The 11033-nt window shown below is 71.0% G+C and carries 14 protein-coding genes and 1 tRNA gene; 13 read left to right on the top strand and 2 right to left on the bottom strand.

The window, feature by feature from the left end; translation table 11 throughout:
• Positions 1 to 340 precede the first annotated feature (340 nt).
• Both ACWEN3_RS31425 and ACWEN3_RS31420 read left to right on the top strand, forming a co-directional pair.
• Positions 341 to 637 carry a type II toxin-antitoxin system VapB family antitoxin gene (locus tag ACWEN3_RS31425; RefSeq protein ID WP_004943146.1) on the top strand — a complete coding sequence of 99 codons (297 nt, stop codon included), beginning with the start codon at positions 341 to 343 and terminating at the stop codon, positions 635 to 637.
• 106 nt (positions 638 to 743) lie between these two features.
• Positions 744 to 1382, top strand: a complete 639-nt coding sequence (locus tag ACWEN3_RS31420; RefSeq protein ID WP_452977556.1) for a LytR C-terminal domain-containing protein — start codon at positions 744 to 746, stop codon at positions 1380 to 1382.
• 17 nt (positions 1383 to 1399) lie between these two features.
• Here ACWEN3_RS31420 and upp read toward each other — a convergent pair whose 3' ends face one another.
• Positions 1400 to 2035 carry a uracil phosphoribosyltransferase gene (gene upp / locus ACWEN3_RS31415; RefSeq protein ID WP_452977553.1) on the bottom strand — a complete coding sequence of 212 codons (636 nt, stop codon included), beginning with the start codon at positions 2033 to 2035 and terminating at the stop codon, positions 1400 to 1402.
• Between the two features lie 97 nt (positions 2036 to 2132).
• Between upp and ACWEN3_RS31410 the strand changes: the two genes are divergently transcribed.
• The 9 genes from ACWEN3_RS31410 (at position 2133) to ACWEN3_RS31370 (ending at position 7524) form a co-directional block, all read left to right on the top strand.
• A complete protein-coding gene (locus ACWEN3_RS31410) occupies positions 2133 to 2345 on the top strand; it encodes a hypothetical protein (protein ID WP_452977550.1) in 213 nt (70 codons plus the stop codon).
• A 320-nt stretch (positions 2346 to 2665) separates the two neighbouring features.
• Entirely contained in the window at positions 2666 to 3202 is a 537-nt protein-coding gene (locus tag ACWEN3_RS31405) for a tRNA adenosine deaminase-associated protein (protein ID WP_452977560.1), read from the top strand.
• A 56-nt stretch (positions 3203 to 3258) separates the two neighbouring features.
• Positions 3259 to 3690: a tRNA adenosine(34) deaminase TadA gene (tadA, locus tag ACWEN3_RS31400; RefSeq protein WP_452977548.1), complete on the top strand. Its 432-nt coding sequence runs from the start codon at positions 3259 to 3261 to the stop codon at positions 3688 to 3690.
• A 45-nt stretch (positions 3691 to 3735) separates the two neighbouring features.
• Positions 3736 to 3820 (top strand) — tRNA-Ser (locus ACWEN3_RS31395).
• A gap of 151 nt (positions 3821 to 3971) precedes the next feature.
• Positions 3972 to 4151, top strand: coding sequence for a hypothetical protein (locus tag ACWEN3_RS31390; RefSeq protein WP_452977545.1), 180 nt, complete (start codon positions 3972 to 3974; stop codon positions 4149 to 4151).
• A 10-nt stretch (positions 4152 to 4161) separates the two neighbouring features.
• Complete coding sequence (locus tag ACWEN3_RS31385) at positions 4162 to 4455, top strand: Dabb family protein (RefSeq protein WP_452977542.1); 294 nt, start codon at positions 4162 to 4164, stop codon at positions 4453 to 4455.
• A gap of 180 nt (positions 4456 to 4635) precedes the next feature.
• Positions 4636 to 5466: an RNA polymerase sigma factor SigF gene (locus tag ACWEN3_RS31380; RefSeq protein ID WP_452977540.1), complete on the top strand. Its 831-nt coding sequence runs from the start codon at positions 4636 to 4638 to the stop codon at positions 5464 to 5466.
• 346 nt (positions 5467 to 5812) lie between these two features.
• Complete coding sequence (locus tag ACWEN3_RS31375) at positions 5813 to 6727, top strand: RNA polymerase sigma factor SigF (RefSeq protein WP_452977537.1); 915 nt, start codon at positions 5813 to 5815, stop codon at positions 6725 to 6727.
• 53 nt (positions 6728 to 6780) lie between these two features.
• A complete protein-coding gene (locus ACWEN3_RS31370) occupies positions 6781 to 7524 on the top strand; it encodes a hypothetical protein (RefSeq protein WP_452977535.1) in 744 nt (247 codons plus the stop codon).
• 3 nt (positions 7525 to 7527) lie between these two features.
• Here the strand turns inward: ACWEN3_RS31370 and ACWEN3_RS31365 are convergent, their stop codons facing one another.
• Entirely contained in the window at positions 7528 to 7731 is a 204-nt protein-coding gene (locus tag ACWEN3_RS31365; protein WP_452977532.1) for a hypothetical protein, read from the bottom strand.
• A 206-nt stretch (positions 7732 to 7937) separates the two neighbouring features.
• On the opposite strand from ACWEN3_RS31365, the gene ACWEN3_RS31360 reads away from it, so the two are divergent.
• Together ACWEN3_RS31360 and ACWEN3_RS31355 are read left to right on the top strand one after the other, a co-directional pair.
• Entirely contained in the window at positions 7938 to 8441 is a 504-nt protein-coding gene (locus ACWEN3_RS31360) for a MarR family winged helix-turn-helix transcriptional regulator (protein WP_452977530.1), read from the top strand.
• 13 nt (positions 8442 to 8454) lie between these two features.
• Positions 8455 to 11001 carry an MFS transporter gene (locus ACWEN3_RS31355; RefSeq protein WP_452977527.1) on the top strand — a complete coding sequence of 849 codons (2547 nt, stop codon included), beginning with the start codon at positions 8455 to 8457 and terminating at the stop codon, positions 10999 to 11001.
• Positions 11002 to 11033 lie beyond the last annotated feature (32 nt).

The following is an 11033-nucleotide window of genomic DNA, read 5'->3' as shown; positions in this document are numbered from 1 at the left end:
CCCGGACCCGGCAGCCTGGAAAGGAGCAGGGCCGCAGATCCACCGGCGGAGGCGGGCACCGCCTCCGCCGGGCCGTACCGAAGCGGGAGCGGGTGATCTCACGGCCGATCCGGGTGCCGGCCGGGCGCCGGGCCTCTCGTACGCCGGCCCGCGGTCCACAGCCTGTGCACAACGGCCGTGGAGCGGTGACGCCGGCACCGCGCCGTCGGGGGCGGGGCCGGCGAAGGCGGCGTACCGCTTCCCGGTAGTAGCCCGTATGACTGTTTTGCGGCATCTTTTCAAGGGCCGCACTCGGCCACCATGGCTGCGCCCGGAACGTCTTGACCGGTAGGCTTTCCGTGTGATCTTCAAGCGCATCGGAAACGGCCGGCCGTACCCCGACCACGGCCGGGAAAGCACCCGGCAGTGGGCGGACGTCGCGCCGCGCCCGGTCCGCCTCGATCAGCTCGTGACCACCAAGCAGCAGCTCGACCTGGAGACCCTGCTGGCGGAGGACTCGACGTTCTACGGCGACCTCTTCGCGCACGTCGTGAAGTGGCAGGGCGACCTCTACCTGGAGGACGGCCTCCACCGCGCCGTCCGCGCCGCCCTCCAGCAGCGCCAGGTGCTGCACGCCCGCGTGCTCGAACTCGACTGACCCGGCGCGACACGGCCGTTGGCCCTTTGACCCTTTCGGGTTTCCCTGCGCGGCCTCGACTGATCATCTAATAGGCATCGCCGCTCAGGCCCACTACGCTGCGCCCATGAGCATGCTGACTCCCCCCGGCATGGGTGGCCAGTACCGCATCACGGGGGACAAGTACCCGCGGATGCGCCCGCCCCGGCGGCGCGGCAGGCTGGTCGCCGCCGCGGTGGCGTCCGTGTGTGTGCTGGGCCTGCTCGGCTGGGGTGTCCTGCAGCTCATCGACGTCTTCACCGGCGGCGGCAGGTCGACGGCGGCCGGCGCCACGACGCACTGCCGGGCCAGGACGGCCGCGGCGGCCGAGGCGAAGACGCTGCCGGCGCCCGGCCAGATCACCGTGAACGTCTACAACGCCACCACGCACGCCGGGCTCGCCAAGGACACCGCGGACCAGCTCAAGAAGCGCGGCTTCAAGATCGGCGACGTCGGCAACGCGGCCAAGCAGTACGACAAGCAGGTGAAGGGCACCGGGGTCGTCATCGGACCCGCCTCCGCGCTCAACACCTCGCTGCCGGTGCTGGCCGCCCAGCTCGCCGACGCCGAGAGCCGCACCGACGCCCAGCGCAAGGGCGCCGGCCTCGACCTGATCCTCGGCGACGGCTTCAAGGGCCTCGCCAGCCCGGCGGCCGCCGAGCAGACGCTGGCCAGGCTGAACGCGCCGGCGCCGACGGCATCGCCCTCGCCGGAGAAGGGCTGCTGAACCCGTAGGGCGGCGGCCTACTCCGCCGCGCCGTAGAGCCGGTCGCCCGCGTCCCCGAGGCCGGGGACGATGTAGCCGTGCTCGTTGAGGTGGTCGTCCACCGCGGCCGTCACCACCGTGACCGGGGTGCCCGCCAGCTCGCGCTCCATCAGCTCGACGCCCTCGGGCGCGGCGAGCAGCACCACGGCGGTCACGTCGTCGGCGCCGCGCTTGATCAGCTCCTGGATCGCCGCGACCAGCGTGCCGCCCGTGGCGAGCATCGGGTCCAGCACGTACACCTGGCGGCCCGAGAGGTCCTCCGGCATGCGCGAGGCGTACGTGGAGGCCTGCAGCGTCTCCTCGTTGCGGATCATGCCCAGGAAGCCCACCTCGGCGGTCGGCAGCAGCCGCACCATGCCGTCCAGCATGCCGAGACCGGCGCGCAGGATCGGCACGACCAGCGGGCGCGGGCGGGCGAGCTTGACGCCGGTGGTCCGCGCGACCGGCGTGTTGATGTCGACGGCTTCGGTGCGCACGTCGCGCGTGGCCTCGTAGGCGAGCAGGGTGACCAGCTCGTCGGCGAGCCGGCGGAAGGTCGCGGAGTCGGTGCGCTGGTCGCGCAGCGTGGTGAGCTTGTGGGCGACCAGGGGGTGGTCGACGACGTGGAGACGCATGCCCACAACGGTACCTGCGCCCCGGGCCCCCCGGCGCTGGCGTCAAACCGCCCGTCCGAGGGAAGGTGGGAAGGCACGGACTGGGGTGGTGTGTGACGTGCCTGACCTGCCTGACGTGCCCGACGACGCGGCCGATCCCGAGACGGCCGGGCCCGAGGCACCCGAGACGGAAACCGAGCGTCGCCGGCGGCGCGCCCGGTTCCTGCGTGAACTCGCCGAGGCCCGCGCCCTGCGCGCCCGGGTCCAGCCGCGACGCGCCAAGGCGGCCCGGCTGCGCCATGCGATGCGCATGCGGACCTTCCGCTGGTAGGAAGGAAACGTGTGCAAGGCCCGGTAGGCAAAAACCGGGTGAGGAAGATCGACGCCCATGCCGACGTTTCCGAGGTGGGCGTGCGTGGCCCCTGGGAAAAGCCGCGTACGATCCGCAGGTGGCGGCAACGAGTGCTCGGTTGAGTCGATGACCGTTCACGATCGAAACAGCCAGACACAGGGAGCCGAAGACGTCCCCTGAACGCCTTGTTTCTGCCACGATTCCGAGTGGGTGGGGCTCGGAGCCCAGCTCTCTCCGCCCAAGAACCTCCGCCGGGGGGACCCCCAACCGGCACGCCTATGACCAGTGGGAGAGTCACGGTGTACTTCGCCGCACTGCTCGCGCGCACCGAAGACGGGTGGGAAGCGAGCGACACAGAGCTCGACGATGTGGAGACCTTGTCGGATCTGGCCGACCTGGCCCGGGAAGCCTCTCCCGACGACGACACGGTGCTCGTCCTGATCGAGCAGGAGGACGCCTGGTTCGGCGTCGTCCGCGTGGACGGCGAGGACGACCCTCGCATCTACGTCTCCGACGCGGCCGCCGCCGCCCGCAGCGCCTACGGTGAGCTGCTGCTCACCGACGAGCTGCTGGGCCGGGAGCCCGGCGCCGACGACGGCCCCGACCTGGACGCCCTGGACCTCGACGGCACGGAGGACGGTGAGTCCGAGACCGATGACGACGAGGAGGAGGGCGGCGCCGCCGACGCGGTGCCGCACAGCCCGGTGGGCGACAGCGAGATCCTCGACGACCTGGGCATCAGCGAGAAGGAACTGCGCGCCTTGGACGCCGATGACGCGCTGAGCGCGATCGCCGAGGCCCTGGGCGCCTCGGAGGTGCTGGAGACCGTCCGCTGACCGCCGGGGACACGCCGGCCGCACCGGACCCGGTACGCGACCGCTGGCGGGCCGCGATGCGGCTCTCCCTGGACGAGGCCCGGCGGGCCGTCCGGGGCGGGGACGTCCCCGTCGGGGCCGTCGTGCTGTCCCCGGACGGTACGACGGTGCTCGCGACCGGGCACAACGAGCGCGAGGCCACCGGCGATCCCACGGCCCACGCGGAGATACTCGCGCTCCGCCGGGCCGCCGCGCGGCTCGGGGAGTGGCGGCTGACCGGCTGCACCCTCGTCGTCACCCTGGAACCGTGCACCATGTGCGCGGGCGCCCTTCAGCAGTCCCGGGTGGACCGCGTGGTCTACGGCGCCAGGGACGAGAAGGCGGGCGCGACGGGCTCGCTGTGGGACGTGGTGCGCGACCGCCGGCTCAATCACCGCCCGGAAGTCGTCGAGGGCGTGCTCGCCGAGGAGTGCGCGGAACTGCTCACCGAGTTTTTCCGGGATCGGTGAATACCGATTTCAAACCATGACCCACCTTGCTGTAGGGTCTCCCTCGGTAGCGTGTCCGAGCGGCCGAAGGAGCTCGCCTCGAAAGCGAGTGTGGCGCAAGTCACCGAGGGTTCAAATCCCTCCGCTACCGCTTGAAGAAGGGCCTCGTCTCACGACGGGGCCCTTCGTGCATGTCGTCCCAAATGACCCCTTCCGGCAGGCCGTTGGCCCTGGGCAGGGGCGCGAAGGTTACACTCGCCGCCGGCAGCAGGGGGCCCGGACAGGACACAGGGGAGGCCGCGGTGGCGGTGAACGCCAAGAAGATCGCCGTGTACGCGCTCGTGGTCTTCGCGCTGTACGTGATCATCACGGATCCGGCCAAGGCGGCCAGCTACGTCGAGATAGGCTTCGAGGGCATATCGGACGCGGCCAAGGCCATAGGCGACTTCATGACCTGGCTCGCCAACGGAGGAAAGGGCTGAGGTACACCCCATGATCCGCCATCTGGTCCTCTTCAGGCTCAACGAGGGCGTCGAGCGCGACGATCCGCGGGTCGTGGCGGGCGTGCGGGCGTTCCGGGCGCTCGGCGGCCAGATCGAGGAGCTGCGCTTCTGGGAGTGCGGCTGGAACATCAGCGACCGGCCGATCGCCCACGACTTCGCGATCAACTCGGCGGTCGAGGACTCCGACGCCCTGAAGCGCTACCTGGAGCACCCGGCCCACCAGGCGGGCGTCGCCCTCTGGCGCGAGTTCGCCACGTGGGTGATCGCGGACTACGAGTTCTAGCCCCCGCGCCCCGAAAGCCCCGCGAGCCCCCCGCCGTTCCGGCGGGGGGCTTTCATGCGTTTTACGCCCCAACTTGTCGATGTTTGAACACAACACGGCGTTATGCGGTGCTTGCACACAGTGCACATGTCTTGTGATGCTATGACCGCTTTTGACGGATGATTGACCGAAGAGGTGGCGTTGACCGTGTCGGCCAGTACTGCGCCACCCCAGGAGGAGGCCCCCGCCGCTCCGACCCCCGAGAAGCGCCGTGGCGCCGACACCCGAGCCCTGACCCAGGTGCTCTTCACCGAGCTGAAGGAACTCACCCCCGGCACGCCGGAGCACAACCGGGTACGGGGAGCGCTGATCGAGGCGAACCTCCCGCTCGTACGCTATGCCGCCGCCCGTTTCCGCTCCCGCAACGAGCCCATGGAGGACGTCATCCAGGTCGGCACCATCGGCCTGATCAACGCCATCGACCGCTTCGACCCGGACCGGGGGGTGCAGTTCCCGACCTTCGCGATGCCGACCGTGGTCGGCGAGATCAAACGGTACTTCCGGGACAACGTGCGCACGGTGCACGTACCGCGCCGGCTGCACGAGCTGTGGGTGCAGGTCAACAGCGCGACCGAGGACCTGACCACGCTCCACGGCCGCTCGCCCTCCACCGCCGAGATCGCCGAGCGGCTCAGGATCAGCGAGGAGGAGGTGCTGAGCTGCATCGAGGCGGGGCGCTCGTACCACGCCACCTCCCTGGAGGCCGCGCAGGAGGGCGACGGGCTGCCCGGCCTGCTGGACCGCATCGGCTACGAGGACCCGGCCCTGGACGGCGTGGAGCACCGCGACCTGGTCCGCCATCTCCTCGTCCAACTCCCCGAGCGGGAACAGAGAATCCTTCTGCTGCGCTACTACAGCAATCTCACCCAGTCACAGATCAGCGCGGAACTCGGCGTCTCCCAGATGCACGTCTCGCGCCTACTCGCGCGTAGCTTCCAGCGGCTGCGCTCCGCGAATCGGATCGACGCATAACACGTGTCGGGCGGATGCATAGCGAACGCAGGGCCGATGCATAGCGGGCGCACGGAAGCACGGCCCCGAAGGGGCTGCATCGCAAACCCGATCGAGCGCTAACCGTCGCGAGCGAATCGCTCACCAGGGCAGTTGCCGACAGTCGCACCCCGAAAAGGCGTCAGACCCCTTCTTTCCAGGGCGGATTCGCATCTCGCATGTCGACATGTCACTACAGCGTGTTGCCGACATGTGACATTCTGCGGGAAGCGCGTTTGCCGGGGCCCCGGCTCCGGTATTCAGGTGAAGGCTGCGTTGCCCGAATGACGGCGCCGCCGCGACCGTCCCGCGACCCAAAGGGGGTGGCATGTCCGCAGAACAGGGCAGCTCGAAGGTGCTGACGCCCACGAAGAGCGAGGCAGCGCCCAAGGAACTCGACGCTCTCGACGTCCTCGACGGCATCGAGGGCGTCACGGCCCTCGAAGCCGTGCCGGCTCCGGCCGCTCCCTCCGCGGGTGAGGCCATCGACACCCGCACCCTGTCCCGCTCCCTGTTCCTGCGGCTCGCCGCACTCGACGAGAACAGCCCCGAGCGCGCCTACGTCCGGGACACCCTGATCGAGCTGAACCTGCCGCTGGTCCGCTACGCGGCCGCGCGCTTCCGCTCCCGCAACGAGCCGATGGAGGACATCGTCCAGGTCGGCACCATCGGCCTGATCAAGGCGATCGACCGCTTCGACTGCGAACGGGGCGTGGAGTTCCCGACGTTCGCGATGCCGACGGTGGTCGGCGAGATCAAGCGCTTCTTCCGCGACACCTCGTGGTCGGTGCGCGTCCCGCGCCGGCTGCAGGAGCTGCGTCTCGCCCTCACCAAGGCCAGCGACGAGCTGTCCCAGAAGCTGGACCGCTCCCCGACGGTGACGGAGCTGGCCGCGGTGCTCGGCGTCTCCGAGGAGGACGTGGTCGACGGCCTCGCGGTCGGCAACGCCTACACCGCCTCCTCGCTGGACTCCCCCGCCCCGGAGGACGACGGCGGCGAGGGCTCCCTGGCCGACCGGCTCGGCTACGAGGACACGGCCCTGGAGGGCGTGGAGTACCGCGAGTCCCTCAAGCCGCTGCTGGCCAAACTCCCGCCCCGGGAGCGGCGGATCATCATGCTGCGCTTCTTCGCCAACATGACCCAGTCGCAGATCGGCGAGGAGGTCGGCATCTCCCAGATGCACGTCTCCCGGCTGCTCACCCGGACCCTGGCCCAGCTGCGCGAGGGCCTGATCTCCGACTGAGGCTTCTCATCTGACGGAGCGTCAGTCACCATGGCCCGATGCTTCGTACCGGGATGCTTCGTACGACGACATGGACACATGGCCGCCGAGGCGCCCTTGCGGCAGCGTCGGCGGCCGTCGTGTGTCTGGGCGCGGCGCTGGGTGCGTGTGCCGGTTCCGGCGGCGGGGGCGGCTATGTGGCGGTGGGCGGCGCGGGGCGGGTGAGCCCGGGCGCCGTCACCCCGACGGGGGCGGTGCGGCTGGTGCCGCTCGACGGAGCGAAGGACGGAGGCCGTACGGGTGCGGCGGGCGGCGGCAACTCGTCACCGGGCGGCTCCGGTTCGGCGCACGCGCGGGCCGGCGGCCCGGATCAGGGTACGTCGAAGCCCACCACCTCGGGCCCCGGCGCGGGCACGCCCTCCGGCCCGCCGGAGCCGGCCGGCGGCGACGGCGGTACGACGCCGGATCCCGTCCCGTCCGCCCCTGCTCCCAGCCGTACCGAGGCGCCCTCGCCCGCCGCGCTCTCCTGGGGGGACCCGTCGACGAAGGCGACGGACCAGCGCTGGTGCCGGCGGGTGACCGTGGCCTTCCGCAACTCGGGCGGCACGGCGGTGCGTTCGGGCACGGTGACGTTCGGGACGCACGTCATCGGCGCGCTCGGCATCGACTGGGCGACGGTCGGGTCGACGGTGGACCTGCCCGTGCCGCTCGCGCCGGGCGCGCGCGAGAACCCCACCTGGACGGTGTGCGTCGACGCCTGGCGCGTGCCGCTCGGCATGCACATCGAGACGCGGGACGTGTCCGTCCGGTGGAAGTGATCCCTACTTCAGCGCCAGCCAGGCGACGCCGGCCACCACGGCGAGGGCCACGATGACACCGATGATCACGCCGATGCGGGGACCGGAGGAGGAGGCGGCCGCCGCCTGCTGCTGCCGTCCCTGGGGAGCCTCGTCGACGAACGCGCGGAACATCTGGGTGCTGCCGGCGGGGTCGTGATTGCCCTGGGGGCCCTGGGTGTTAGCCATGGCCCGAGACCTTAGCGAAGACGGGCCGGGCCGCCCAAGTGGGGGGCCACCGGGACAGACGGGGGCACCTCACCCGCACCGGCCCACATATTTACGACAGCAACACTTGCCTTTGCCAAGTTTTTGCGTGGGCCACTCCTGATTTATTTGCCTGCAGCAACCAATCCCGCTTATGGTTGCCCCAAGCAACGAATACGGGAGGTGTGATGGCCGAGCGGGCCCAGTACGAAGAGCTGGCGCGTCAGCTCAGCGCCGTCGGTGCCGTGAAGAGGGACCTCGGGCGGATCCTGCCGCCCGACTGCCCGACCGGCTCGGCCGCCGTGCTGACCCTGCTCGGCCGCCACGGCGACATGCGCATGAGCAAGCTCGCGGAGCTGCTCGCGGTGGACCTGTCGGTGACCAGCCGGCATGTCGCGCACGTCGCCGCTCGCGGCTGGATCGAGCGGCACCCGGACGCCGCGGACAAGCGCTCGCGCATCCTGCGCCTGACGCCCGAGGGGCTGGCGCAGCTCGACGAGCTGTCCGACCGGACCACGCATCTGCTCGCCGAACGGCTGAGCGACTGGACCGACGACGAGGTCGGCCAGCTGATCCGGCTGATGACCCGGCTCCGCGCGTCCTTCGGCGACTGCCGGTCCGCCCCGGTCCGGCACGCCCCGGCGGCCGCCCCCGTATTCGAAGAGACCACCCGTACACCCGCAAGCACGTAAGCAAAGGAAGCCCATGGCAACGACCACACCAGCCGGTGTGCGGGCTCACGCCAAGCACGGGGGAGGCTCCTCGGCGGGCCAAGCCCCGATGACACACCGGCAGATCATGGAGGCGCTGTCCGGCCTGCTGCTGGGCCTGTTCGCCGCCATCCTCTCCTCGACGATCGTCACCAACGCACTGCCGACGATCATCAAGGACCTCGGGGGCGGCCAGTCCGCCTACACCTGGGTCGTCACCGCGGCGCTGCTCGCCATGACGGCCTCCGTGCCGCTGTGGGGCAAGCTCGCCGACCTGGTCAGCAAGAAGGCGCTCGTCCAGCTGTCCCTGGTCATCTACGTCGCCGGCTCGGTCGTCGCCGGTCTCGCGCAGAACCCGGCGATGCTGATCAGCGCCCGTGTCATCCAGGGCCTCGGCGCCGGCGGTCTGTCCGCCCTGGTGCAGGTCATCATGGCCGCGATGATCTCCCCCCGCGAGCGCGGGCGGTACTCCGGCTACACCGGCGCCACCTTCGCCGTCGCCACCGTCGGCGGTCCGCTGCTGGGCGGCGTCATCACCGACACCTCCTGGCTCGGCTGGCGCTACTGCCTGTACGTCGGCATCCCCTTCGCGCTGATCGCGCTCGTCGTGCTGCAGAAGACGCTGCACCTGCCGGTCGCCAAGCGGAAGGTCAAGGTCGACTGGACCGGCGCCTTCTTCATCACCGCGGCCGCCTCGCTGCTGCTGATCTGGGTGACCTTCGCCAACGACAAGTACGACTGGCTGTCCTGGCAGACGTACACGATGGTGGGCGGCACGGTCGTGCTCGCGCTGCTGTTCGTGTTCACCGAGACCCGGGCGTCCGAGCCGATCATCCCGCTGCGCCTGTTCCGCAACCGCACGATCTCGCTGGCCTCGCTGGCCTCCATGTTCGTCGGTGTCGGCATGTACTCGGGCACCGTCTTCTTCTCGCAGTACTTCCAGCTCGCCCGTGACAAGTCCCCGACGATGTCCGGCGTCATGACCATCCCGATGATCGGCGGCCTGTTCGTCGCCTCCATGGTCTCCGGCCGGTTCATCACCAGCACCGGCCGCTGGAAGGGCTGGCTGGTCGCCGGCGGCGTCTCCCTCACGGCGGGCCTGGCCCTGCTCGGCCTGATGCGCTACGACACCCCCTACTGGGAGCTGTCGATCTACATGGCGCTGCTGGGCATCGGCGTCGGCATGATGATGCAGAACCTGGTCCTGTCCACGCAGAACCAGGTCGCCCCGAAGGACCTGGGCGCCGCCTCCTCCACGGTGAGCTTCTTCCGCTCCCTCGGCGGTGCGGTCGGCGTCGGCGTGCTCGGCTCGGTGATGTCGGAGCGGATCACGCACTACGCCAAGGACTCCATCACCGACCTGAGCCCGAAGGCGCGGATGGCCGCGGCGAAGGCCGTGGGCGGCGGCCAACTGCCGGACATGAACAAGCTGCCCACCCCGGTCCGCAACTGGCTGGAGGGCGCCTACGGCCACGGCATCGCCGACGTCTTCCTCTACGCGGCCCCCTTCGCCCTGATCGCGCTCTTCGTGGTGCTGTTCATCAAGGAGGTCCCGCTGCGGACGTCCGGTGCGCTGGCCCAGGCCGCGCAGGAGAAGACCGGGGCGATAGCGGAGGCCGCCCTCCCCGTGGAGACCGTCATGGAGAACACCGTGCAGGAACCCGAGCAGGAGAACGTGCCCGGCTGGGCCGCGCCCGCCGTCCCGGCGGACGGCTCGACGGCCACGGCCACCGCGACCCGGCAGCTGACCGCCGTCGCCACAGTGGCGGGGCCCGGCGCCGGCGGCACCCCGGTGCACGGCTACGTCCGCGGCGCCGAGAGCGCCCCGGTGCCCCGGGCCGCGGTCACCCTGATCTCGCTGTCCGGCCGCCAGCTCGGCCGCTCGGTCGCCCAGGCCGACGGCTCCTACGGGCTGGACGCCCCGGGCACGGGCAGCTACGTCCTGATCGCCTCCGCCGACGGCTACCAGCCGCAGGCCTCCACCATCGTGGTGGGCGGGGAACCGCTGTCGTACGACATCCTGCTCAGCGGCACCAGCGGGCTGACCGGTGTGGTCCGGGCCGCCGGGAACGCGCTGCCGGTCAAGGACGCGATGGTGATCGTCACCGATGTGCGCGGTGACCTGCTGGCCACCGCCGCCACCGGGGAGCAGGGCCAGTTCGCCTTCACCGAGCTGGTGCCGGGCGCGGTGACCGTCGCGGTCAACGCGAGCGGCTTCCGGCCGCGCGCGCTTCCGGTCGAGGTCGGTGCCACCGGGATCACCCGGGTCGAGGTCGACCTGGACGCCGGCGCCCGGCTCCAGGGTCTCGTCAGGGCCCCGCACGGTCCGCTGGCCGACGCCCGGGTGACCCTGGTCGACCAGGCGGGCAACGTGGTCGGCTCCGCGACCACCGGCTCGGACGGTGCATACGCCTTCACCGATCTGGACAGTGGTGACTACACCGTCATCGCGACCGGCTACCCGCCGGTGGCGACCGCGCTGACCGTCGCCGGTACCGGAGTCGACGGCCACGACGTCGAACTCGCCCACCCCGGCGAGTAGTTCGGCCCCGGCCCGTGGCGGGGGTGCGTCCC

Source organism: Streptomyces sp. NPDC004561, from assembly GCF_053602155.1.
Note: the sequence above shows the minus strand (reverse complement) of the source record. Positions and strands in the feature narration are given on the sequence as shown.